The organism is Terriglobia bacterium (genome assembly GCA_020072785.1).
Lineage (GTDB): Bacteria > Acidobacteriota > Terriglobia > Acidiferrales > UBA7541 > Acidiferrum.
Map to the genome: position 1 here is coordinate 1,232,256 of JAIQGG010000002.1, position 25,825 is coordinate 1,258,080.

At 62.5% G+C, this 25,825-nt stretch carries 14 protein-coding genes; 10 read left to right on the forward strand and 4 right to left on the reverse strand.

Annotated elements, in window-relative coordinates:
* Positions 1–23: 23 nt before the first annotated feature.
* Positions 24–1,871, reverse strand: a complete 1,848-nt coding sequence (locus LAN61_08660) for a Na+:solute symporter (GenBank protein MBZ5540574.1) — start codon at positions 1,869–1,871, stop codon at positions 24–26.
* Positions 1,872–1,919: 48 nt separating this feature from the next.
* The gene (locus tag LAN61_08665; protein MBZ5540575.1) at positions 1,920–4,610 is read right to left on the reverse strand and encodes a beta galactosidase jelly roll domain-containing protein; all 2,691 of its coding nucleotides are present in this window, start codon (positions 4,608–4,610) and stop codon (positions 1,920–1,922) included.
* Positions 4,611–4,833: 223 nt separating this feature from the next.
* Between LAN61_08665 and LAN61_08670 the strand changes: the two genes are divergently transcribed.
* The 5 genes from LAN61_08670 (at position 4,834) to LAN61_08690 (ending at position 12,899) form a co-directional block, all read left to right on the forward strand.
* Positions 4,834–6,213 carry an amidase gene (locus LAN61_08670; GenBank protein ID MBZ5540576.1) on the forward strand — a complete coding sequence of 460 codons (1,380 nt, stop codon included), beginning with the start codon at positions 4,834–4,836 and terminating at the stop codon, positions 6,211–6,213.
* A gap of 77 nt (positions 6,214–6,290) precedes the next feature.
* On the forward strand, positions 6,291–7,436 hold the full coding sequence (locus LAN61_08675; GenBank protein ID MBZ5540577.1) for a polysaccharide biosynthesis protein: 1,146 nt from the start codon (positions 6,291–6,293) through the stop codon (positions 7,434–7,436).
* A gap of 7 nt (positions 7,437–7,443) precedes the next feature.
* Positions 7,444–8,634: a UDP-N-acetylglucosamine 2-epimerase gene (neuC, locus tag LAN61_08680; protein MBZ5540578.1), complete on the forward strand. Its 1,191-nt coding sequence runs from the start codon at positions 7,444–7,446 to the stop codon at positions 8,632–8,634.
* Positions 8,631–9,770: a DegT/DnrJ/EryC1/StrS family aminotransferase gene (locus LAN61_08685; GenBank protein MBZ5540579.1), complete on the forward strand. Its 1,140-nt coding sequence runs from the start codon at positions 8,631–8,633 to the stop codon at positions 9,768–9,770. The genes neuC and LAN61_08685 overlap by 4 nt, the downstream gene beginning before the upstream one ends.
* Positions 9,771–9,935: 165 nt before the next feature.
* Positions 9,936–12,899: a protein kinase gene (locus LAN61_08690; protein ID MBZ5540580.1), complete on the forward strand. Its 2,964-nt coding sequence runs from the start codon at positions 9,936–9,938 to the stop codon at positions 12,897–12,899.
* A gap of 134 nt (positions 12,900–13,033) precedes the next feature.
* On the opposite strand, the gene LAN61_08695 is transcribed toward LAN61_08690, so the two are convergent.
* Both LAN61_08695 and LAN61_08700 read right to left on the reverse strand, forming a co-directional pair.
* Positions 13,034–17,344 (reverse strand): Ig-like domain repeat protein, encoded by a 4,311-nt coding sequence (locus tag LAN61_08695; GenBank protein ID MBZ5540581.1) that lies wholly within the window; start codon positions 17,342–17,344, stop codon positions 13,034–13,036.
* 424 nt (positions 17,345–17,768) lie between these two features.
* On the reverse strand, positions 17,769–19,667 hold the full coding sequence (locus tag LAN61_08700; protein MBZ5540582.1) for a winged helix-turn-helix domain-containing protein: 1,899 nt from the start codon (positions 19,665–19,667) through the stop codon (positions 17,769–17,771).
* Between the two features lie 179 nt (positions 19,668–19,846).
* Here LAN61_08700 and LAN61_08705 point away from each other — a divergent pair, with 179 nt between their 5' ends.
* The 5 genes from LAN61_08705 to LAN61_08725 all read left to right on the forward strand — a co-directional run bounded on the left by LAN61_08705 (position 19,847) and on the right by LAN61_08725 (position 25,810).
* A complete protein-coding gene (locus LAN61_08705; protein ID MBZ5540583.1) occupies positions 19,847–20,308 on the forward strand; it encodes a hypothetical protein in 462 nt (153 codons plus the stop codon).
* A 68-nt stretch (positions 20,309–20,376) separates the two neighbouring features.
* The gene (locus LAN61_08710; protein MBZ5540584.1) at positions 20,377–22,365 is read left to right on the forward strand and encodes a hypothetical protein; all 1,989 of its coding nucleotides are present in this window, start codon (positions 20,377–20,379) and stop codon (positions 22,363–22,365) included.
* A 60-nt stretch (positions 22,366–22,425) separates the two neighbouring features.
* Positions 22,426–23,508 (forward strand): hypothetical protein, encoded by a 1,083-nt coding sequence (locus LAN61_08715; protein MBZ5540585.1) that lies wholly within the window; start codon positions 22,426–22,428, stop codon positions 23,506–23,508.
* A 32-nt stretch (positions 23,509–23,540) separates the two neighbouring features.
* The gene (locus LAN61_08720; protein MBZ5540586.1) at positions 23,541–25,013 is read left to right on the forward strand and encodes a hypothetical protein; all 1,473 of its coding nucleotides are present in this window, start codon (positions 23,541–23,543) and stop codon (positions 25,011–25,013) included.
* A 170-nt stretch (positions 25,014–25,183) separates the two neighbouring features.
* Positions 25,184–25,810 carry a hypothetical protein gene (locus LAN61_08725; protein ID MBZ5540587.1) on the forward strand — a complete coding sequence of 209 codons (627 nt, stop codon included), beginning with the start codon at positions 25,184–25,186 and terminating at the stop codon, positions 25,808–25,810.
* Positions 25,811–25,825 lie beyond the last annotated feature (15 nt).

The following is a 25,825-nucleotide window of genomic DNA, read 5'->3' on the forward strand; positions in this document are numbered from 1 at the left end:
GCCCGCAGGCCGCGGGAAGCAGGTTACCGCGCGGGGCCCGCGCTGGGCTGTGGACCCAGTTCCCGCGCGGTGCGCTGAATGGCGGCGTGGACCAGGAAGGCGGCGGCTGCTGAAGCAGCAAGAAGCGCGATTCCGAGAGCCCAGCGTTTGAAGCACAACTCGCCGATTCCGAATAGCGCGGCATAGACCATCGTGCAGCCGAGCACCCAGGACAGGAGGTTGCGCCCGAGATCGCGCGTCGCGGGCACGTCCGGCGCCAGGGCCGCCACGCGCTGCCATCCCGCGGCGTGAGGACGCACTTTGCGATAGAAGGCCAGCAGAACGTCGTCCGGCTCGGGTCGCGTGAGCAGCGTTACGAGCACCCACACCAGCGTGGTAACCCCCGTGGTGGTAAGAGTCATCTTGGCGAAGACTACCGGATCCGAGCCGGTGAAGACCTGGGTCCGGCCGAGCAACGCCAGCCAGATGGTCTGCATGTGCAGGAGCAGGGTGGTGGCCAGCGCCGCGGACATGGCGGAGATCTCGCTCCAGGCGTTGATGCGCCACCAGTACCAGCGGAGCAGATAGACGCCGCCGGTTCCGGCGCCCACTTCGAGAACGATCTTCCAGCCTTCGGTGATGGTGACCAGTTGCGCGGAAACCCAGGCCGTGGCGACGACCAGCAGCAGCGTCACGACGCGCGAGGTCATGACGTAGTGCGCTTCGCTCTTTTTGCGCCGCAGGAAACGGCGGTAGAAATCTTCCACCAGATAGGAGCTGCCCCAGTTGAGCTGCGTCGCGATGGTGGACATGAAGGCGGCCATGAAGCCCGCGAGGAGGATTCCCAGCAGGGCGTGGGGCACATGGTTGGTGGCCACCAGCATGTAGCCGCGTTCGGGCTGCTTCAGTCCGGGATAGAGGACCACGGCGGCGAGCGCGGTGAGGATCCACGGCCAGGGACGCAGGGCGTAGTGAGCGACGTTGAACCACAGCACGGAGAGCAGGCCGTGGCGCTCGTCGCGGGCGCTGAAAATACGCTGCGCGATGTATCCGCCGCCGCCCGGCTCTGCGCCGGGATACCAGAAGGCCCACCACTGCACGCACAGGTGCACGAGGAAGGTGAGCACGGGCAGCGTCCAGAGCGCTTCCGAGGTCCAGCCGCGCGAGAAATCCGGGAGCAGGGAAGTGACGTCGCTGGCGCCCGGGCCGGCTGCGGTGCGCATGGCGGCGAGCTTGGCGAGCAGCGCCGACATGCCGCCCGCGGCGCGAACGCCGTACCAGGCCACGCCGATGACGATGCCCATCTTCAGGATGAACTGGAACAGGTCGGTCCACAGCACGCCCCACAGGCCGCCGAGCGAAACGTAAAATCCGGTGAAGGGCATCAGGAAGAAGATGCAGATGGCCAGGCTGGTGGAATCGGGGAGGCCGAGGACGGTGCTGACGATGCTGACCATGGCCTTGGTCACCCAGCCGAGGATCAGGCAGTTCATCAGCAGGCCGAGATAGACGGCGCGGAAGCCGCGCAGAAACGCCGCGGGCTTTCCCGCGTAGCGCATTTCGGCGAACTGCACGTCGGTGAGGAGTCCCGAGCGGCGCCACAGCCGCGCGAAGAGGAAGACAGTCATCATGCCGGAGGGCAGAAAGCTCCACCACAGCCAGTTGCCGGCGATGCCCTGCGTGTAGACCAGGCCGGAAACGGCCAGCGGGGTGTCCGCGGCAAAGGTCGTGGCTACCATGGAGGTTCCCGCCAGCCACCAGGAGACGTCGCGGCCGGAGACGAAGTAGTCTGTCGTGCTGCGCCCGGAGCGCCGGCGGAAATAGAGGCCCAGCAGGAGCGTGATCAGCAGATAACCGGCGATGACCGCCCAGTCGATTAGTGCGAGCTTCACAATTTTCCCCTTTGAACCCCCCTCCGAGAAAGAAGTGCGGAGCGCGGGTCAGTGCGCAGCGATAACGTTCCAGCCGTCCATAGCCAGAACGGGCCGTACGCCACGCGCATCGCTGGCGCGGTAGCGCACCGCAATGATGCGCTTCTCGCCAGGCAACAGTGAAAAGTAGTTGTCCTCCCAGAATACGGGGAGCACTTCTTCTCCGGCAGGCCCCTGCAGCAGCCGCAAGCGCACCAGATAAGCCAGCGACTTGCCGGTGTTTTGCAGGGTGACCTCCGCCAGGCTCTCCGTTGCGGATGCGTGCATCGCGAGCGAAGCCTTCACGGGCACCTTGGGCAGGTTTTGCAGAGCCGTGAAATCCGCGTAGGCGGTCTGCGGCGTGTAATACCATTCACGCTTGGGCCAATCGAGAATGTCCGGTTTGGTCGAGAGCCAATAGAAGTTGCGGCTGAGGAGCTTGCCAGCCGGGGTGAGCAGCCGCAGAGAGAGGAAATACGTGGTGGAGATTCCCGCCGGCTCGGGGAGGGCAAAGGCGCGGATCACGCCATCCGCCGGAACGTCCACCACGGCTTGGGAGGCAAAGCGCTCCTTCATCTCCAGGTCGTAGAGCTTGGCTTCCACGCGCAGGCCGGTAAGCGGCGCCTGGCGATCGCTGACGATGGTTACTGAGCGGTCGTCGTAGGAGAACTGCACGTGCACGGGCTCCAGCGCCTTCTTCGCGCCAAAGTAGCCGCCGCCCGGACGCAGGTAATAGTCATAGAGATGCCAGATGAGGCCGGGCCAGGCGTTGTTGAGCATCCACTGAATGACGCCGGTGGAGCGGTACTTGTTGCGGGCAAAGGCCTCGAACATGGCGCGCTGGCCCTCGTAGGCCGCGGCCTGCGACTTCCAGGCGAAGTCGGAGGCGTCGCGGGTCTTGCCGTAGCGCTGTTCCAGCGCGTTCGTGTATTTCAGGATGTTCTTGAAGGCGCCGCCGCCGGCATGGAAGTTCCAGGTGTCGTTGATGGGCCACAGTTGGTCCGCGGGCATCATCTGCTGCAGCGATTCGAGCGGGGGCACGGCCGGCCCGGGACTGGTCTCCGTGTTGAAACCGTGCGCACCGCCGCTCTTGGTGTCCAGCAGCCAGTAGTTGGGCGGAACGTAGTCGTACGGCCCGGGCATGTTCATTCCGGACGGGCCGGTGACGTCAGAAGGTTTGGCCGTAGCGGAGGAGACCACCGAGTAGGGCCAGTTCGTCTGCTGCAGCACGTCGAGATAGGCGCGCTCGCGGTCCGGCGGCGGCGGGTTGTCGCTGCCGTTCAGCCAGACGAAGACGCTGGAATGGCGGCGCAGGCGGAGCGCCTGGTCGCGCAGCGACTCGAGGGAGACGCGGCGGGTCTCCTCGTTCCACTGGCCCCATTTTTCCCAGGCGTCGCAGCAACACCATCCGGCCATGATCAGGATGCCTTCGCGGTCGGCGAGGGCGAAGAAATCTTCGTCCTCGAGCTTGCCTTCCAGGCGGATGGTGTTAAGGCGCATCTCCTTGACATAACGAAATTGCGCCTCGCGGCGCCTGGCGTTCACGCGCAGCATCATGTCCGGGGCCCAGCCTGCGCCGCGGATCAGCACGGGCTTGCCATTCACGCGGAAAAGGCGGTGGCCCTCGGGAGTCAGCTGCGAATCGTGCTGCACGATGCCGAACGCGATGCGCTGGGTGTCGGAGAGGGCGCCGTCCGCGGCGACAAAATCCAGCGCCAGGGTATGCAGATACGGCTGGCCCATGGTGTAGGGCCACCACAGCATGGGGTGGGCCACGACGAGCGCCGCAAGCGTCTCCGGCGAAAGGGTGATCGTGCGGGTTTCCCCCGCTGCGAGGGACACGGCCTGGCTGAACTCGATGGGTTTCTTTTCGCCGAGGATTTTTCCGCGCAGCGTGCCGCGGACCGCGGCCGCGCTGTCGTTGCGCACTTCGGCGCGCACGGTGAGCCGCGCGGTGTCCGCGGCGGGCAGATCGAGCGTAGTCTCCACAAACGGATGGCGCACGGAAACCGGCCCGCTCGCCGAAAGCACCACCTCCTGCCACAGCCCCATGTCCTTGTCCGGAGGGGCGGGGTTCCAGTCCACCCAGGTGATGCCAAGCTCGGCGGCTTGTGGCGCGGAGACTTTCACGGCGAGCGCGTTCTTTTGGCCCGCGCGCACGTAAGGCGTCACGTTCAGGTCATAGCGGCGGAATGCGCCGACGATCTGGTCCGCGCCCGCCACCTTCTGCCCGTTGATCCAGATTTCCGCGCGGTAGTTGATTCCGCGGAAAGCGATCCGCACGATCTTGCCAGCGTAGCTCGCGGGCAGGTCGAATTCCGTCCGATACCACCACGGCCTGGCGTAAGGGCTGTCCTCAGGCATCTCCTGCTTGGAGAATTGCGACCCGGTCTCATACGTAACGCCGGGCAGGGAGCGCAGATTCCTGGCGAAGTAGGGATCGGGATAGACGCCATTCTCGACCAGCGCGGCGAACACCGTCTTCGGCAGGGAAGTCTTGTACCAGCCGGAGGCATCGAATCCGGCGCGGGAGATCTGTTCGGCGCTGGCCTCGACCTTGGCCGAAGATTGAATTGCCCAGGCGCCCCGCAAAACGATTTCATCGTTAGCCCGCGCGGACGGAGGCAGGAGCGTCAGGGAGATGAGGAGCGCAATGGGAAGCAGGATCCCCCGCCAGATGGTCTCTTTTCGGGGCACGCTTAGGGCCATGGGTATGTGCAAGAAAAGTTCCTAGGGAAAGATTGGCCTGGTCTGAGCGATGATTTCCGGCAAACGCATCGGGAGTCTACGATACAGCCAGGGGTTCCGCAATCGGATTTGGAGGGGTAAATACGCGCGTCTCTGCGGGAGGGAACCGCGTGGTAAACTCAGCCGTTTGTGAGCGGTCCAGCAGCAGCAGAAATCTTTGAGGTGGGGCATCTTGCACTTTCTATCCGCGAGGGAGATGGCAGAGAGGATTCGGCGGCGGGAAATTTCCCCCGTCGAACTCGTGGACGCGCATCTGCAGCGCGCGACAGCGCTGCAGCCGAAGCTGAACGCTTTTGTGCATCTCGCGCAAGAGGAGGCGCGGGCGCAGGCGCGCCGGGCGGAAGCCGCAGTGCTTTGTGGAGAGCCGCTGGGGCCGCTGCACGGGGTTCCGATAACGGTGAAGAGCTGCATCGACGTGGGGGGCTGGCGGTGTCCCGCGGGGTCGGCGCTGCGGAAGGACTACGTTCCCGTTCAGGACGCCGTGGGCGTCGCGCGTCTCAAAGCGGGTGGAGCAATCCTCATCGGCAACACGAACACGCCGGAATTTCTCCTGGCCTATGAGACGAATAACTCCGTGCAGGGCAAAACCAGCAACCCGTGGGATCTCTCCCGCAGCGCTGGCGGCTCGAGCGGCGGGGAAGCGGCGGCCATCGCTTCCGGGTGTTCGGCAGGCGGCATAGGCAGCGACGGCGGCGGTTCGGTGCGCGTGCCGGCGCATTTTTGCGGCATCTGCGGGCTGAAGCCGACTCCGGGGCGGATCGCCGCGACAGGCCATTTTCCCGATGGAGCCGGAGCGTTTCCATGGCTGGGGGTGGTGGGGCCGATGGCGCGCACGGTCGGCGATCTGCGCCTGCTGCTGGAAGCGATCGCCGGACCGGATGCGGGGGATTCCTGCTCCGTGGCCGCGCCCCTGCAACGCGCCGAAGATGCCACGCGGCGCGGTGGGCGCGTCGGAATCCTGGAGAGTGACGCCCTCGGCGCGGTGAGTGCGGAGACCAGCGCCGCCGTGGAGCACGCGGCGCGGGCGCTGGAAGACCAGGGCATGGCCGTGGAACCGGTGCGGCTCGCCGGGCTCGACCGGGCGATTGCCCTGTGGTGGTATTTTTTTGGGTCGGTGATTGGGCATCTGGTGCGCGGGAGCGTTGCGGGGCAGGAAGCGGAGTTGAGTCCGATGTTGCGCGAATACCTGGAAGTCGCTGCCGGGGAGCCAGCCGTTACGATCGACGCCTTCCTCGCGGCATGCACCGAGCGCGACAACGTGCGCGCGGAGATCCTTCGGCAGATGGAGGACTTTCCGGTGCTGCTCGCGCCGGTCTCCTCGGGGCCGGCGTTTCGCCACGGCGAAGGCACCTGGCGCACCGGGGCGGGCGCCCCTTATCGCGAGACCATGCGCCATTCGCAATGGCTGAATCTGGCGGGGCTGCCGGGAGTGGCCGTGCCCGCCGGGGCATCTGCGGAAGGTTTGCCCATCGGCGTGCAGGTGATCGGCCGCCCGTTCGAAGAAGAGCGGATTCTGGGCGTCGCCGAGTGCATCGAACGTGCCGTGGGCGGCCCGCGCCGCCCGCCCGAATTCTGACGGCGGCTGGCAGAGAAACTTTTCATGGCTGTCCGGCTTGCTGCGACCGGCCCTCCCCCGGAACAGGGGATGCTGGAATGACAGCCCTCATCTGCGGGAGGAAAGCGATGCACCGGGAATTGCGTGGGGACCAGTGGGAGAGCCTGCTTCGCCGACCGCCCTTGGCGACCAGCGAGTTCGCGCGAGCGGAAGCGAATTCCGGCAGAACCATTCTGCTGACCGGGGCGGGGGGCTGGATCGGCTCGGCCCTGGCAAAAGCCCTGGTCACCTGCGCCCCGCGGCTCCTGATCCTTGTGGATCACTCCGAACAAAACCTGCACCAGCTGCAGATGGAATTGGCTGTCCGGGAGGTTGTGTCGCCGCAGATCGCCGTTCTTGGAAGCATCAGCGATGGCGCGCTGGTGAGGGAAATCTTCGAAAGGCATCGTCCGGAGATCGTGTACCATGCGGCGGCCTTCAAGCAGGTGCCGCTGCTGGAAGCGAGTCCACTGGCGGCGGTGCGCAACAACGCCCTGGGGACGTGCCGGCTGGCCGAGGCTTGCGTGGAACACCAGGCCGCCCGGCTGGTGTTGATTTCCACGGACAAAGCGGTGAATCCGCAAAGCGTGATGGGAGCATCCAAACGGGTTGCCGAGCTGGGATTGCTGCGGTGGAGCGGAGCGCGAACGCAGATGAAAATTGTGCGGCTGGGGAATGTTCTGGGCTCGCAGGGGAGCGTGGTGCCGCTATTCCGGCGACAGATCGCGCGGGGCGGACCGGTGACGGTAACGCACCCTGACGTGGAGCGCTATCTACTGACGCTGCGGGAGGCAGTGGAGTTGATTCTGGCAGCGGCGTCGCTGGAAGCGGAGGGGAGCATCTTTGTTCCGGAATTGGGGGCGCCCGTCAAGATTCTGGACCTGGCAAGGCACATGATCCGGACGGCGGGCTTCGAGCCGGAAACGGAGCTGCCCATCGTGTTTACGGGGCTGCGTCCGGGGGACAAGATGACGGAAGAGCTCGTTTCGGCCGGAGAGAGCTCCGAGCCGAGCACGGATCGCCGACTCCGGCGGGTGAGCAGCGCGGGGATTTCGGCCGAGCGGTTCGACGGCGCGATTGCGGAACTTGGCGAGAGCGTGGAGCGGCGCGACACGGTCCTGCTTCTGGAAGCGCTTTGCCGGATCGTGCCAGAATACCGGCCCAGTGAAACGCTGCTGGGAGCCGTGCATCGTTCGGCGGTGTGAAAGAGCCATGAATCGCAAAATTGCCGTGATCACGACTTCGCGCGCCGACTACGGACATCTCTATTGGCCGCTGCGCGATCTCTCGCAGCAAGCGCAAGTGGACCTGAGCATTGTGGTGCTGGGGGCGCATCTATCCCCCGAGTTTGGAAGCACCGTGCAGGAGATAGAGAAGGATGGCTTCCGGATCGCCGCGCGGATCGAGTGTTTGCTGAGTTCCGACAGCGACGTGGGAATGGCCAAGACGATCGGGGTGGCCATGCTGAGCCTGGCGGACCTGTTTGGAGAGATGCGGCCGGACCTGCTGCTATTGATTGCGGACCGCTACGAGATGCTGGCGCCCGCCGCGGTGGCGCTGGCGTTGCGGATTCCGATCGCGCACATCGAAGGAGGGGAGATCAGCGAAGGGGCGATTGACGATGCCGTGCGGAACGCCCTAACGAAGATGAGCCATATTCATTTTACGTCCACGCATGAAGCGCGGCGGCGGGTGATCGCCATGGGGGAAGAAGAGTGGCGGGTGCACCGGGCAGGGGCGCCCTCCTTGGACCATCTGCGGCGGCAAAAGCTGTACAGCCGGGAAGAAGTGGAGTCGCGGCTGGGAATCAGCCTGCAGCAGGGGACGATCCTGGTGGCGTACCATCCGGTGACGATTGCGCGGGACACGGTCGGGGAAGCCGATGCGCTGTTTGCGGCGCTGGAAAAACTTCCAGAGCAGATCTTATTCTGCTATCCGAATGCAGACGCGGGAAGCCGGGACCTGATGGGGCGCACGAAGGCGTTTCTGGCGGCGCGGAAAAGCGGGCAGGTGTTCGTTAATCTGGATGCGCTGATGTACTGGAGCCTGTTGCGGCAAGTGAGCCTGTTGCTGGGCAATTCGAGCAGCGGGATCATGGAAACCGCTTCGTTTGGACTGCCGACGGTCAACGTGGGGATGCGGCAGCAAGGCCGGGAGCGCGCGCGGAACGTAATCGAGGCCGCCGCAGATGCGGGTTCGATCATCGAAGCCGTGGAAAAGGCGCAGAGTGCGGAGTTTCGCGCGTCGCTGCAGGGCATGAGCAATCCGTATGGGGAGGGAGATGCGGCGGAACGCATCGTGCAGGTCCTGACGACGGTGCCGCTTTCGGAAGAGCTGTTGCGCAAGCGGCAATCGCCGGCTTCCCGGTTCGCCGAAGGCTATGCAGGTGCGCGGCGGGAATGAGAATCCCTCTCGCGGCGCCCGACATTTGCGAAGCGGACATCCTGGCGGTAAGCGGGGTGCTGCGCACATCGCGGCTGAGCCTGGGACCGAAGCTGGAAGAGTTTGAAAGCGCGATGGCGCAGTACGCGGGGGCTACCCATGCCGTGGCGGTGAACTCCGGGACCAGCGGGCTGCATTTGTGCATGCGGGGGCTGGGGATCGGCGCGGGCGATGAAGTGATCGTTCCGTCGTTTGCGTTCATCGCCGCGGCCAACGCGATCCGCTACGAGAAAGGCATTCCGGTTTTCGTGGACGTGGAACCGGAAACGCTGAATCTGGATCCCGGACGAATCGAGGCCGCCATCACGGACCGGACGCGGGGAATTGTTGCCGTGCACACCTTTGGATGTCCGGTGGAGCTTTCCGAGATTCTGGAAATCGCGCGGCGCCGCGGTCTGTTTGTGATCGAAGACGCCTGCGAGGCCATTGGGGCGGAGTACGACGGACGGAAGGTGGGGCCGCTGGGAGACGCGGGAGTTTTCGCGTTTTACCCGAACAAGCAGATCACCACCGGCGAGGGGGGAGTGATCGTCACGCAAAACCCGGAGATTGCGGAGCTGGCGCGAAAACTGCGCAATCAGGGGCGAAGCGATTCCGAGGATGGGTATATGCACACGGAGCTGGGATACAACTACCGGCTTTCGGAGATGCATTGCGCGCTGGGGGTGGAACAGCTGAAACGGATCGAGAGCATCCTGGAGCGGCGAGAGGCGATTGCGCGAGCGTATGAGCAGAGTCTGGGCAGTCAGGGGGACCTGAAACTGCCGGGATTGCGCGTGCCGCGGCGGAGGATCAGCTGGTTTGTATATGTGGTGCGGCTGAGTGCGGAGTTCGGGCGGATGCAGCGGGATTGGATTGCGCGCGAGATGAATGCGAGGGGAATCGGCTGCGGCAGGTATTTTGCCCCGATTCATCTGCAGCCCGCCTACCGGTCTGCGCCCTGCGCGAGGGCCGGCCTTCCGGTCACGGAGTGGCATGCAGAGCGCACCTTGGCGTTGCCGTTCTTCAACCGGATTGAGGAGGAGCAGATCGAGGAGGTCTGCGAGACGCTGAAAGACCTGGTGCGCCGCGCCGCTGGCGAGAGAGCCGGAAAGTAGGCGCTGGGGTGGGATAGCGCCAAAAAGGCATCGGACGGAAGTGCAGGATGCCAAAGGGCATCGGGGCCGCACCGTATAGCAGAGGAAAAGACCTTGTAATTGCTGGCGGTGGCCAGTGTTATCCGGCGAAGTGGTTCTTGGATTCCGCGGGGAGAAGACACATAATTGGGCCGCATTACAGAGGGGGCCCTCCAGCAGATGCAATGCCCGCTTTGCCAGACGGATAATCCACCGAGCGCCGTTCGCTGCGGGAGCTGCAACACGCCATTTCCCGTTTCAGAAGCCACCCTGGCGGGCACCAACGCCGGCGTGACGGAAGCGTGGACGGCGCCCGTTGGCGCGACAACCGTCAATCGTATCATCGAGCGCGGGCCCATCCCGCCGGGCACCCTCCTGGCGGGGCGCTACGAAATTCTGCAACTGCTCGGCGAGGGTGGAATGGGGGCCGTGTACAAGGCGCGCGATCTGGAGTTGGAGCGCCTGGTGGCCGTCAAACTGATTCGCCCGGACCTCGCCAGTCACCCGGAAATTCTGCGGCGCTTCAAGCAGGAATTGATCCTGGCCCGCGATGTGACCCACCGCAACGTGGTGCGGATCTTCGATCTAGGCCAGACCGAGGGCATCAAGTTCATCACCATGGAGTATGTCGAAGGGCGCGATCTGCGCGTTCTTCTGAAGGAAAAGGGGAAGTTCGCGCCCGCCGAAGCGGTGCCAGTCATGACCCAGATCTGCCGCGCGCTCGAAGCCGCGCATGAAGCGGGCGTCGTGCACCGCGATTTGAAGCCGCAAAACATCCTGCTGGACCCGAAGGACCGCGTCTACGTGATGGACTTCGGCATCGCCCATTCGCTGGAAACCCCCGGGATGACGCAAACCGGTGTGCTCCTGGGCACGCCGGAGTACATGTCGCCGGAACAAGCCAAGGGCATGAAGGTGGATGCGCGCTCGGACCTGTTTTCCGTGGGCATCATTTTCTACGAGCTGCTGACCGGCATCTCTCCCTACCAAGCGGACACGGCGATGGCCACGCTCTTGAAGCGCACGCAGGAGCCGGCGCGCCCGCCCATGGAACTCGAGCCGGCGATCCCCAAGGCGCTCAACGACGTGGTTCAGAAGTGTTTGCAGATCGACCCGCAGAACCGGTACGCGAGCGCCCAGGAGATAGCGCGGGATCTGGAAGCCTGGCAATCCACGGGGAAGATTGCGGCGGCTGCGGGGGCGGCGCCCGGCTACTGGAAATGGGCGGCCATGGGGCTCTCCGTCCTGCTGGTAGCGGCGCTTGTCACGTTTCGCCTGAAGGGTCCTTCGAAACCGCCCGCGGCACATGCTCCGGTCAGTGTACTCGTTGCCGACTTCACAAATGCCACGGGCGACAGCGTTTTTGACGGAACTATCGAGCCCACACTGAACGTGGCGATCGAGGGCGCCTCCTTCATCAGCTCCTTCAACCGAGCGCAGGCGCGCAAGATCGCCGAGCAGGTGCAGCCCGGAGTGAGTTCGCTGGACGCTTCGGTGGCGCGCATGGTGGCGGTTCGCGAAGGCATCGGGGCGCTGGTTTCCGGCACGATTGCCAAGCAAGGCGCGGAGTATCTGATTACCGCGACGACCCTGGATCCCTCGACGGGCAAAGTTCTGGTGGACGCGAGGGTGAAGGCCAGCGACAAACAAGGAGTGCTCAATGCGGTGAATAAACTGGCAGCGCAAATCCGCAAGGCGCTCGGCGACACAATCCCCGAATCGGTGCAGATCGCGGCCGCGGAAACCTTTACCGCCGATTCGCTGGAGGCCGCGCACGAATACGCCGAGGCGCAAAATCTGCAATGGCAGGGAAAATGGGAAGAGGCCATCCGGCATTACCTGCAGGCGGTGCAGCTCGATCCCAATTTCGGCCGGGCCTATTCGGGGATTGCGGCGGTCGACAGCAACATGGGACAGGTGCGGGAAGCAGTGAAATACTACACGCTGGCGATGGCGCATCTCGACAGGATGAGTGAGCGCGAAAAATACCGAACTCGCGGCGGATACTATCTGCTGATGCGGGATGCGCGCAAGGCGACCGAGGAGTTCAGCGCGCTGGTGAAGCAGTTTCCGGCGGATTCGGCGGGGGTGGCGAACCTGGCCTATGCATACGTCTTGAGCCACGACATGCCGCATGCAGTCGAGCAGGCGCGCCGGGCGGTGGAAATCTCTCCGCAGAATGTGCCGCAGAGAAACAATCTGGGGCTTCTGGAAACCTACAACGGCAATTTTGCGGCGGGCCTCCGCGAGCAGCAGGCCGTGCTGCAGACGAATCCCAGATTTGTTCTTGCGCATGTGGGGATGGCCATGTCGCAGCTGGGAAACGGACAAGTGACCGAAGCGAAGGCGACCTACGAAAAGATGGCCAAGCTGGACGCACAGGGCGCTTCGATGGCGGCGAGCGGCCTGGCTGATCTGGCCCTCTACGAGGGGCGCGCGGCGGATGCGATAAAAATTCTAGAGCAAGGGATTGAGGCGGACCGGAAGGAGAAAAACCAGGAGGCCGCAGGCAAGAAGCTGGCCATGCTGGCGGAAGCGCATCTCCTGGCCGGACAGGCGCCTGCCGCCGGGGCCGCAGCGGAGAAAGCGGTGACGACAAGTCCTCAGGATATGGCGGTGATGTTCTGGGCGGCGCGCGTCGACCTGGCTCTGGGGCAGGAGGCCCGGGCGCTCGCGCTGGCCAAGCAGCTGGGAGCGCAGCTTCAGGCGGATCCGCAGGCTTATGCAAAGTTGATCGAGGGCGAGGCGTTGCTGAAGCGCCAAAAGTCACGCGAAGCGCTGGACCTTTTCCAGCAGGCCGGAAAACTTGCCGACACCTGGGTGGGACATTATGACCTGGGCTTGGCCTACCTTGCGGCGGGAGCGTTCACCGAGGCGTATTCGGAGTTTGAATTGTGCAAGAAGAGAAAGGGCGAGGCGGCCGCGGCTTTCCTGGATGAGGAGCCCACCTATCGAATCTATCCGCCGCTGTTGTACTACTTTGGGCGGGCGCAGGAAGGATTGAAGAGTCCCGCCGCCAGTGAATCGTACAGGACGTTTGTGGCGATTCGCGGGAACGGCGCCGCAGATTCGCTGCTGACCGATGCCCGGCGGCGCCTGGCTGGCCAGTGAGCTGAGGGCGCCGGAAAAACGGCGGCCACCGGGAAATCCACAACTGAAAGAAGAGCGGGTTGTCCGGCGGTTGCGCGCCCTGGCGGCGAGGTTTTTGGAGGCCGCGCCCGTGCAGCGGCCTCCTCTTGCGGTCCTCAGTGAAGCTGGATGGTGGTGGCCTTCAGCGGACTCTGATCGCTGAGTTGCACCACGATGGTGTAACAGCCAGCCGGTGTGACGTTCGACGTATCCCAGTTAAAAATAAACTGGTTGTTGGTCGTATCGTAGCGGAACGTGCTGTTGCCGGTGGCGCCCAATGTGGGCGCATAGAGCACATAGATCTGCCCAGTGGGCACGCCCGCGCACGCGGTGTTGAAGATCGCCTGCATGGAATTCAGCGAGCTGAGGCTGCTGACATAGTTTCCGTTGCCGTCGCGCAGTTGCCATTTGATGGGGACGGCACTGCCGAGGTTGGCCGTGCCGGAATAGGTTGGTGAAGAGAAAGTCCCAGCCACGGAGAGCGGACTGAGGAATCCGGTGAAAGCATAGGTCACGGTCAGCTGGACCGTCGAAGTTCCAGAACTCCCGGCGAAATTGGAATCGCCGGAATAGGTGGCCGTGAGCGTATGCGAGCCGATCGCTGTTGAGGTCAGGGAGCAGCTGGTTGCCGGCAGAGTGGCGGTACAGGAGGCACCCGCGCCATCGCTGGCCGTAACGGTCCCGGTGGGGGTGCCCGTGCCAGGTGCGACCACGGTGACGCTGAACGTGACCGTGGTGGGCTGGCCGACCACTACGGGATTGGGCGAAATCGAGACAATCATGGTTGTCGTGTTGGCCTTCACTTTAAAGGCAGCGAGTCCCGAACTGCCGGTATAGTTTCCGTCACCGGAGTAGGTTGCCGTCATGTTTCCCGCGCCGATGACGGTGGGGTTCAGCGAGCAGCTCGTCAGAGGCAGGGTAGCGGTGCAGGAGGCGCCTGCGCCATCGCTGATGGTTACGGTACCGCCCGGGGTTGGCGTGCCGCTGCCGGGCGGCAGCACAGTGACGCTGAAGGAGACAGTAACAGCCTGGCCGATCAGGGATGGGTTGGGCGTGACGGAGGTGATCGTCGTCACTGTGCCGCCCTTGTTTACAGTCAGGGTCACCGCGCGGGTGGCAGAGCGGGGTGGAGAGCTGGCGTCAACCGCTTGCACAGTGAACGTCGCTACGCCGGCGGAGGTAGGCGTGCCGCTGACGGCTCCGGTCGTGGAGTCGAGCGCCAGTCCCAGCGGCAGGGAGCCCAATTGAATCGACCAAGTATAGGGTGCGGTTCCTCCTGTAGCCTGCAGGGTCGCCTGGTAGGGAACCCCTACGATACCGTTGGGAAGCGTTCCCAGTGTGATGAGGGGCGGCATGGCAAATTTCGGCGTGTTGGAATCGGTGTTGGCCGCTTGGGCGGTAACCACGGGGGCGAGAATCGTGGGGATGGTCTGCATGGTGGTGGTGTCCACCGGGCTGCGCACCGTGACCAAGGCGGATTCGCCGGGGGCCAGGGTGAGGGTTGCATTGCCAATTTCCGGATTAGTGAGCGTTGGGTCAGCCAGATTGGTTGTGGCGAGATCGTTGGTGACGGCAGTGTCCACATTGGCCACCGGAATGATTTGAGTCTGCTGCATCAACTGGCAGCCGAGACCGACGGGGGTCTGGTAGCCCTTCGTGACCACCAACTGCAAATTGGTGCCAGCCGGGCTATTGCCGACCAGTTTCACGCCGTAGGAGGCGGTCGTATTTCCGGAATTGCTCACGGTATAGGTGGCGTCGGAAATCGGACTGTTGGAGATGTTGGGATTGGAGATATTGGGGTTGGAAATGTTGGGATTGGAGATGTTGGGATTGGAGATGTTGGGATCGGAGACGTTGAGGTTCGCGATGTCCGGATTGGAGATATTGGGATTGGAGATGTTCGGATTGGAAATGTTGGGATTAGAAATGTTGGGATTGGAAATGTTCGGGTTCGAGATATTCGGGTTCGAGATATTGGGATTGGAGATGTTGGGATTATAGATTTCAATCTTTGAGATATCGCCCGCCGTGTTTCCGTCGGGATTGATGAGCGCGGGCGCAAGAGGGTCCGCATTCAGGACCGCATAGCCGGTGAGTCCATTGCTCACCAGGGTGCCACCGAGGCCGGTGATTTCCGCCACAGTGACGGTGATGGAGGCGGTGGGGCTGCTTGAGAGCGCAAAAATGGGACGGGCGATTCCCGCATGCGCAGCGATTTTGACGTCGAAGCCAGTATCGCTCGAGGTCAGCGCAGGCAGCGGAGAAGGAATCGGCTGATTGGGGACAGGGTTGAACGAGGCGCGTCCTCCCGGGGGCTGATTGGTGATTGTGAGGCGGAACGTCTTGTCGAGATTCGTGGAGTTTTGCGCGAGAAGGATGAAGGAGCGTTGCAGCGTAGTGCTGAGAGGCTTGGAGTTTTGCGGAACGCTCACGAGCAGGCCCTGGGTGATGCGGCTGCTATAGATATTCTGATTGCGCATGCCCTCCTGACCGGAGATGCAGGAAGGTGTCGTCCCGGAGCCAGTGACACTGGGACCTCCTCCGCCCACGGGAGTGTAGTGTGTCCAGTCCCCATCGGCCGGGGGACGGACATCCTGGTTGCTGGTCCAACTTGCATAGACGACATTCGGATCCGAGGGCAGGGTGTTGAACCTCCAGCCGCCCGGCGCCGTGCTGGAAGGGAGGAAAGGCAGTCCCGCGAGGTCAATATAGTCACCCAGGAAGGCGAGCGTGCCCTGCGCGAACAATTTGAAGTTGGGAGGATCCACCTGCAATTGCTGCAAATACCCGGGGATATCGTTGGAATCATTGCGCAGCCCGAAATCGTAGCGGGAGACCCGGGCGGTGGAGAAAACGAGGGGAGATGCGCCAGTCACGGCCTGGGCGATCACCAGATCGATGGTATGCCTTCGGGCGGTCAATCCCTGGTCGGAGAGGAATGGAGTGAAGACCTGATCCGGGCTGGAGGGCAGTTCACCCTTGGCGACCCGGTCCTCCTGATAGAAATTGCCTGTGCCGGGGGCGGGAGAGAAGGGAGAATTAGGGGAATAGCGGCTGATGGTGTGATCCTCGCGAAGGTCGTAGTAAAGAACGAACAGTTTTCCGCCTGCGAGCGTGATTTGGGGCATCACCTGGTGCCCGCGGTTGAGCGTTTGTCCGGAGTCGCTGAGGAGGGGCAGGCCGCCTTCCATTAACGGGCCATTATCTATGGGGAATGGCTTGGACCAATTCGAGCCGTTCGGAGAGGTGGTCATGACGATGCGCGCGTCTGCGGTGGGGGTCAGATTCGCGGAAAGACCGAATCCGCGTTGCGACCAGGCCAGATAAACCGTGCCGAAACCATCCACCCCGATGGTGGGAAAGGAATGGGTGCGAAAGGAGGCGCCCGAAGATTCCTGATCGAAAAAGGAGGGAGCGGTGAGATTGTTGGGGTCAAAGGCAGGAAGGCTGGCGATATCCAGAGATTTGGAGAAGGACTTTCCGAAATTCGTGGAGACGACCCCGACGATGGCGTCGGGCTGGCTGCTGGTTAAGAACCGGCGCCAGGCGACATAGATGTTCCCTGTGCCAGGGTCAATGGCCATCGTGGTTCCCTGATTAACAGAATTGCTCTCGCTCAATTTAGATGGCGTGCTCCATGTCGCTCCGCAATCCACGGACTTCGAAAACATGATCTTTGTGCTGGTGCTGCCGGTGAAACGGCTCCAGACGACGTAGATATTTCCAGCCGGAATCTTCTGCGTTACGGTCGTGCCGCCCTGTGGGACCTGAACGGTGCAAGTGGCAGTTCCGCGCGGGACGTCCACGGCGATCCACGGCTTATCCAGGAACTGTCCCGACGTGCCTGTATCAATGGGCACCACACCGATATAGCGGATAGGATCCAAGCTCTGGCTTGCGTCTCCACCTTCCAGGTTGTTGAGGTCCATGAAGCGAGCGACAAAGATTTGTCCCAGGTTGGTGCCGCGATTGAAAGCGATTCCGCTGTAATAGAAGAGCCCGTTGGTTCCGGCGCGGACAACGGGATCCGCGGCGGTCGAATAGCCATGCAGAGGCGAAGCGAGCCCAATGGCCGACTGGTCTTGCGGATAGCCGGGAAGAAGGGTGCTCCCCCATGTCGCTCCGCCATCCAATGATTTAAATACACCCAGCCAGGCATCGCCCCGCTCATCCGATGAGTTGGGGTTGGGAATGTCCACCGAGCGATAATCATTTGCGCCGGCCAGGAGATGGATCGGATTGCGCGTGGAAACTGCCAGTGAGGGCTCATTCTGCCGCTGCAGGAAAGGATCACCCCCGGGCCACTTCGTTCCGGAAACCATGTTCACGTTCTGCCCGGGCGTTTGGCTCCACAGCGTGGATGCTGCGGCGAGCAGCAAGAGGGGAAGGATGCCCATTTTCGAGGCTCGTTGGGTAGTGCGCATGGCGAATCCTCCAAGAGGACACTTCAGAAGTCTTGCGAAGGGGGCAAGTGAGTCAGTTTACCGCAGACGAATGGCGCGGAACTGAATTCCAGGCACACGCGCCATTCTGCGGGGAAAGCGACGAAGGCGTGCGTGTGACAGAGCTTGCTTTCCCTGATAGCCGGAAGAGCCTATGTGGAATGAAGAATGCAGTCAAGCACAGAACCATTAGAATTGGAAATCAGTACTTATGGTACCGAGAATCGCGCCAAAACACGGAAAGAAGAGTCTTTTGTCTGGTAATAAGTAACTTTCCTAAGCGAAAAGAAGCAGACGGAAGTCAATGGATGATGCCGGGGGTGGAGCGCACGGCGCCTGGGAGGCAGTTCTGCATCGCACGGGCGGTACGGGTAGTTCGCCAATGAATCATGGGGCAGACCTGGCTTCAGGAAGGAAAGCCGATCCCGCGCAGAATCTGCTGAATCCGGGGGTCGCCTAGCACTGCCCGGAGTCGCGGGTCCACCTTCAGTCCGGTCAGTTGCCACATGTGTTCCCGGTAGGCGCGCTCCAGGGTCACCACAGCCTTCTCGCGCTGGCCGAGCGCAATTTGGAGCACGGCGATGCTGGCGCTGTCAAAAGCGAATTGCCGCGGCGATTGGAGCATCTTTTTCAGAATGTTCTGCGCTTCCGCCTTCCGGCCCATGCGGGCAAGGATGATGCCCTGCTCGACGTCAATCCACGGCGCGTCTCCCAGAGTTTGGGCGGCTTGCACTTCCTGAAGGGCCTCCGCGAAGCGGCCCTGCTGTTCGTAGACCATGGCCAGATGGCCATGCGCTGACGCAAAGTAGGGATCCAGCTCCACAGTGTGCCGGAGCTGTTCGGCGGCTTTTTCGTACTCTCCGCGGTAATAATAGGGGAGTGCCGCCTCTACATTGATAATTGGGGAGAGCGGGTCCAGCTCGAGTGCACGCTTCGACTCCTGAATTGCTTCGTCCTGGCGTCCCATTTGCCGGAGGAATTCCCCGTACCATTGATGCGCCGTCGCATATCTGGGATTGTCCTCGAAACTCTTCTGGAACTCCTTTTCCGCGGCGGGGAAGTCCCAACCATAGAAATACGTATAAGCCAGCGTGGCATGGGCTTCGGCCAGCGTCGGGTCCAGGTCCAGCGCGTGCTGCGCCTCCGCGCGCGCCTGGCCGAGCAGCTCCCGCGCGGAAACGGAACTATAAATGAATTGCACGGCGAAGCAGTCCGCCAAGGCCGCATGGGCCCGCGCCCAGCCAGGGTCGCGCGCAATGGCCTGCCGCAGGAGATGGATTGCCTTCTCTATCCCTTCGGGCGTCCTCCGGCTCCAGAAGTGTCGCCCTTCGAGATAGAGTTCATAGGCCTCCGGATCCACGGAGCCAACGCTTTCCAGCCGAACTGCTTTTTCCGGCGCAATCTTCACCGCGATTTCTCCGGCAATGGACCGCGCCACCTGACTCTGCAACTCCAAGATGTTGCGCAAATCCCGGTCGTAATTCGCGGCCCAAAGAGTGCTCTGATCGCTCACACGGATCAGCTGCGCCGATACGCGGATGCGCTTGCCCTCGCGGCGCACACTTCCGTCCAGCAGGTAATCCACGCCGAGCTCTTCCCCGATCTGGTGACTGTCCTTCTTCGTGCCGCGATAGAGCATTGCGGAGGTGCGGGCAATAACTGTGAGCCGCTCCGGGTTGAGCTGTCCGATCTGCGTGATCATCTCCTCGCTGAAACCGTCGCTGAGATAGTCCTGCGCGGGATCTCCGCTGAGGTTCACGAAGGGAAGTACGGCCAGCCGGGCGCGCTTCTCTGCGGAGGGCATGGCTGTCACTGGCGCAGGGGGTGGGCTCCTGCGGCGCAGGCTTACGGCCAGCGATCCCGCAAGAAGCACCACGACGGCGGCAGCAGCCACCCAGGAGAATCGTCTCGGGACGGAGCGTGGCATGGCCGGCGTGGCCTGCACCGGAATGTGGGGAGAGGGAGCCAGTGGCTCGTGCACGACCGGGGCATCAAACCGGTAGCCGCGCTTTGGAACCGTTCCGATGTAGTCCTGCCCCGTGGCCTGTTTGCCCAGCGCTTTGCGCAGCGTCAGGATATTCTGCGCCAGCGTGGACTCCTCGACAAAAGTATCCGGCCACACGCGCTGGAGCAGAGTTTCTTTAACCACGACATGGCCGGCGTTCTCCACGAGGACGAGGAGAGTTTCCGCAGCTTTGGGCGTTAACGGAATTCTGTCTCCGGCTTTCTTTAATACGCGGTCTTTTGCATCCAGATGATAAGGGCCGAAAGTGTAGGCGACGCGCGTTGGAGTTTCTGAGGTCACAGGCCTTTCTACCGGCCAAATCCTGTAAATTTCACGCCGATTTGAACAGAATTTGAGCCCCCTTTCAAGACTTCTCGGAAGCCACACGCTAAAACTCGCCGCCGGATAAAGAGCGCCGGGATCGCCTTTCTAAGTTTTGCTGGGCGTCCGGGCAAACGAAGACTTCTGCGGGAGTCAAATTGTCCATGCAAACCGGGAAAATTTATCCCATCGAGCGCAAGACAGGCGCGGGGATGCCGGGGTTGATTGCCGGTACGGCACTGCTTCTCTTATTTTCGGCTGGCCAGCGGGTTCCTGCCCAGCCTTATCCGCAAAAAAAGGCAGTGTCGGCAGCCACCTACTCAGAGGGCTGGCAGCAGGATCTCAGGCTGTTCGAGAAGCGCTGGAATGCCCTCCTCTCAAATCGCCAGAGCGACGATAAAGCGAGATGGACGGCCCTCGAGAACGATCTGCGCGGCTTCGCAAAGAAATATGACCAGCACCTCGAGGAGCACATGCGGCGGGCCAAGGCCGCAGTTCCAGGCAATCCTTCAGCCCCTCCCGCTTGTGCGGTGCGGGACGATGTTCCCGGTTACAGGTGCTATCTCTTCGCCGGACCCAGGGGAGTCTGCCGCTACATATGCGTGCCAGTGAAATCGTGAGGTTCCGGAGGCGCACGCAAAGGTTTCTGCAGTCGCAGAGGACTTAGGCAATGGAAAGGGTGAAGCACATGAATCCGAAAAAAACATTCAGCGCTATGTGGATCAGCGCCGTAATTGCGACCGCGTGGATGCTGCTTGCGGTGGCCACGGGCCAGGCACAGCAGAGAACTGTGAAGAAATTACCTCCGCGTGCGGCCGCCACGGCCGCTTCTTCCGCGCCGGAGCCGAAGTACAAGGGCATCTGGGAGCCCGTGAACTATCCGGACGACGTCCAGTTGAAGGATGTTTACTTCGTCAACGACAAGGTGGGATGGGTCGCCGGGAAAGGTCAGGGAGGAATCATCCTGCACACTGCGGACGGCGGCGAGCACTGGGACATCCAACTCGGTGATCCGAATTCCAACGAAGAAAGTTTCGATGATCTCCGTTTCCTGGACCAGACGCACGGCTGGGCGGTGCAAAGAGGCGGCAAGCTGGTGCGCACCGCGGACGGCAAGAACTGGGAGGAAGCGGGCTCGCTTCCCGGCCAAATGAAGGATTATCAGTTCCTTACTCCGCGGAATGGCGTCGAGACGGGCGGATTTTTCAACGATTCCCGAATCAATGTCACCGCAGATGGCGGACGCAGTTGGAAGCCGGTATTTCAATGCGCCACTACCCTGCGAGTGGAAGGTCTGACGAAGCACGTAGGTTGTTACGTGGAGGATTTGCATTTTCCGTCTCTGCGCGTGGGCTACGGCGTGGGTGGAGGCTTCAATGGCGGGTATGCCGTGATCGCGAAAACGGAGGACGGCGGGGCATCCTGGAAAGTGATTTTCGCCAGCACCGACATGGAGACGGCCGAGGCGGTCTTCTTCACCGACGAGAAGAACGGCGTCATTCGGCTTAAAGACCGGAAGATTTTCCTCACCGCGGATGGCGGCCAATCGTGGCGCGGGGTACCGGCTTCTGCAAACGGCTTGATTAAATTCGGGGATCCGGAAGCGGGCGGCTCATGCCGCGAACGGAGCTGCAGCTTCACCACGGATGGCGGCCAGCACTGGATTTCCCGGGATCTCCGGTTCCCAGCATCCGTCGAATCCTTCAGCATCCCGCGGCGCGACCGGATCTACGTCGTCGGGGAACACGGCATGGTGTACCGGTATCGCATCGTTCCGGCCGACTACCTGGCGCAGGGAATTCTCGATGCCCCGCTGCTGTCCCCTTACGGAGGTGCCGTCCCTGCGCAACTCGGCCGCTTAAGAGCCGAGGTTCAGCAACTCCAGACCAAAATCGGCGCTGCCGGCGGGTCCGCAAGCCCGGCTTCACGAACAGGAATTACGTCACAGTCTGCGAGGGGGCCGGCTGGTCAGCCACAAAATCAGACCAATACCTCGCAAGATCAAACCGCTCCCGCAGCCGATGCTGCATCCGCCGGGCAGGACCCCGGCGCGGCGGAGACCGGATTCTCCCAAGACGCTGCAAACGCCCCGGCGGGAGCCGATAGCCAGAGTGCCGGGGGGGACGCTGCATTTTCGCAGGATAGCGGCTTTTCGCAAGATGCCTTGAGCGCTCCACCGAGCCAACCCCTCCAGGACTGTTGCGGAGAGCAGATACAGGGTCTGCAGACGGACTTGAACTCGTTTTCGCAACAGGTGCCAGCCTTCACCGGAAAGTACCGCAACCTGAACCTTCTGTTCGTGGGCCTGAACATGATTAACGATCTGATCGGGAAGGCCCGTGGCATGCGCGACGCTTTTCTCGCGCTAAAGAAAGCCCCCAACCTCCCGGTGGCCGCCGCCGCTCTTCAGGATTTGGCCGGCAAGCTGGACAACACCTCCCAATCAATCTCGACGGGTTTCCAGGATCTCAATGCAGGCGGTTTCTCGCAGGGGGCCGGCGGCGCAGTGAGCAACATGATCGGCAACGCGGTCTCCGGTGAGCCCGCGGGAGATCCAAATGCCGGGCCGGGGGCACAAACCGCAAGCCAGGACGCAGAGCAGCAAAAGAAGGAGGAGAAGAAGAAGAGCGACACGATGGAGAAGTTAAAGAAGCTGAAGCGAAAATTTCCCTTTTAGCGACGCCGAACATAGTTCGTGCATTCGGGACGGGACCTTGCATTCCATCGGAGGCGGAGAATGGCACTGCGGAACAAGGCTTTCACGTTTGCGGCGCTGGCGATTTTGTTCACGGCTCTGGCTCCGGCGGCACACGCCCAGCTGGGGCCGTGCTGCATGATCACGGCCATAGACGCCCGTACCGCGACGGTGACCGCAAAGATCAACCCCAGCGGGGCGACCTTCGAATTCCGGGTGACCAATCCGCTCCTTCTTCGCGGGCTGCGTCCCGGCCAGAGTGTCTACGCCAACTTCAAAGCGAAGCAGGTGTCGCTCGACGGCAAGACGGCCTGCTGCGCTATTACCGCGGGACCAACGGCTGGGCCGGTAGCCGGCACCGCACCCGTAGCCGGCTGGGGAGGTCCCAATTCACTTGCCGGGGGGCGGCCGGGAAAACTGCCGTCTGCGCCCGCCCAAATGGGACCCATCGTTCCCGCGCTGGGATGCCCGGCGGGGCCAGCGGCTCCTGACCTGATGATTACCGCGCTGGGCTTCGATCCGGCGAGACATGTGACGTACACGGTGGCCAACTGCGGACAGGCGACTACGCAGCAGCCATTCATCGTGGATTTGTATCTCAAGGCGGACCGTGGCGATACGGTAGAGCACCAGCCCTTGCCGGCAAGGTCACAGCAAACGGTGACCTCGCAACTGGCGCAATACCGGGGCTGCGACCGGGTCCAACTGCGGGCCGTGGCCGACCCTCAGCACATTGTCTCGGAAGCGAATGAGAACAACAACGAGCGCACCCTCGACATCGTGCCGCCGTGTCCCGACCTGGTGGTGCAGGAGATCAAGCAGGACTGGGAAGACGCAAATACCCGCTATCTCGTGCAGATCAAGGTCGGAAACACGGGGAACGGGCCGTCGCAGGTTCCGGTCTACGCGCGGGTGGTGGTTTTTGCGAGCGGTGTCTCCATCCCGCAGCAGGAAAATCAGGAAATTCCCCCGCTGGCTCCGGGGCAATCGTTCATCTTCCACCCTCAAGGAAAGCATCTGGCGACAAGCACCACGGAGATCGACATTTTCGTGGACTTTTTCAAGCAGCTCATGGAAGCGAACGAAGAGAACAACATCGCGCACAAGACGCTCGGTCCGCATTGACCACAGGGGAACACTGTTTCGGGAGAAATAGCGTGAAGAAAGCGCTCCTTATGTTGTTGCTGGCGATGTTCTTCAGCGGACCTGCGGCGCACGCCCAGCCGGCGCCGTGCTGCACGATCACGGCCATCAACTCCCGCGCCGCGACGGTTTCCGCAAAGGTCAACTCCACCGGGCAATCGTTCGAGTTTCGCGTGCCCAACGCAAAACTCTTGGCCGGGCTGCACCCCGGCCAGGGCATTTACGCAAATTTCAAAGCGAAACAGGTGTCGCTCGACGGGCGAACCGCGTGCTGCGAGATCATCAATCTTTCGCCGGAGGAGCAGATTTCTTCCCCGGGTCTCCTGGCAGGCAAGGGAACCGTCGCTGGCACGAGCGTGCAAAGCCTCCAGCCCGGCAAGTGCACGCACGCGTGGTTGCCGGCGGACGGCGGGGTTCTCTGCCGGGGCAAGGATGCCTCGCGCCCGGCCATTCTGCTGGTCCACGGACTGCACCAGAGCGCCGAGACCTGGACGAAGCCCTCCAGCACGGGCTATACGTACGATTTTCGCCATCCGCCGCCGGAAAAGGACTTGGGAGAGCATTCCGCGCCGAACGCCGGTCTCTACAAGGCAGGTCCTTCCGAGCTTCTCAATGTGGACCCGCTGAACTGGCTGGGCTACCTGGTGGCGCAAGGTTTCACCGTGGCCACCTGGAGCCAGCCCTGCTGCAACTTCGAGAAGGCCTACGATTCCGCCAAGCGTGCTCTGGCGCAATTTGCCGGCGACGTCGGGGTTATGTACCCCGCAGCGCCGCCGCCGATTGCGCTGGTTGGCCACAGCCGCGGCGGCCTGCTGATCCACAAACTCCTGCGCGAACAGGGCAGCCTTGGCGGGCGCATCCGCTGGATGATTACCATCCACTCGCCACATCACGGCAGCCTCGTGGCCAAGACTCCCGAGGTGCTCGTCAACGATGCCGAAAAAGTTTTCGACGGAGCCAATCTACCTTCGGCGGTAAAAGGCCCGCTGCGCGAAGCCGCCATTAAGATCGTCAGCCCGATGCACCAACTGATCGACGACGGATCGAAGGAATTGGCCCCGGACAGCCCCGTGATTACCGGCCTGCTCAACGGAGACGCCCCGGTGCCGGGCGTGCAGTACTACACCTTCGGCGGGACGAACCCCATGATTGTGCGCCTCTATACCTGGCTGTTCACGCCGGAGAGTGCGGTGCCGCAGTACAAGGGTCTGGAGCAATATTTTCACTGGAAGGCCAAGCCGGCGGAGGTGGGACTGGTGTCGCCGCTGCTCGACGGTGTCAATGCGGTCGTGCCGGAAATCAAAGCGGGGCAGGGAGACACCTTAGTCACGGATGCCAGTGCGCGGTTGCCGTACTCCATCCACGAAACCGACCAGCTCAACCACGCAGAAGTGCTTTGGGATCGCCCGCTGCAGGAAAAGGTGGCGCGGATTCTGTCCGGCGCGTTGCAACCAATCCATGCAGGAAAACCGGGAGATATGCGATGAACACAAACGCAGGAAGTCGTGCCGCTGCAAGCCGGCGGATGCGAAGCACCCAGAGGGCGAAATGGGCCGAATTCCTGGCGATGGTTCTCCTTGCACTGTCCGCTGCATCCGGTATTGCCGCGTATCCCGCAGGCGCTCCGCGCGCGGCAAGCCCGCGCCCGGCTGCTGTGGTGAACTATCCGCTGGCGCTGCACACGCGCTGGACCTATCACTTGCGGCATGAGGTCGGCCCGGGCGTGCACTTTGATGACGAATACGCAGGGCTTGCGAAGGGCAATGTGCTTGAAGACACGGTAGTTTCCGAAGTCGCCGGGAAAGATCGCATCGGGAACCTGTCTTATGTACGTGTCGAGAACCGCCGTTCCCGGGGGCTCTGGCTCACCGAGTGGTATCGCGCGGCAGAGGAAAGTCTCTTCCTCGGCAAAACAATTGAATCGGAAACTGGCAACGTAACGCGGATGATTCCGCCGCAAAAAGTTCTGACCAGGACGCTCCGGGCGGGGGAAGCCTGGACCTGGCAAGCGAGCGATGCGCCCGTCAAAATCCGCGTGAATGTCAAGGGCACATCCGCAGTCACGGTTCCCGCGGGAACGTACACGACCACGGAGATCGCCTATGTGCTGACCATGCCCACTCCGGGGGGCATGGCCCGCGCCGAACAGACTCGCTGGTTCGTTCCCGGCATCGGCTGGGTGAAGCAGGAGACCCGCACGCGGATCGGAACGCGCCTGGTGACCTACATCACGGTGACGCTTGAAAAATTCGAGCCCGGTGCGGCTCGCGAAACTATCCGTTGAAGCAGGAGAAAACAA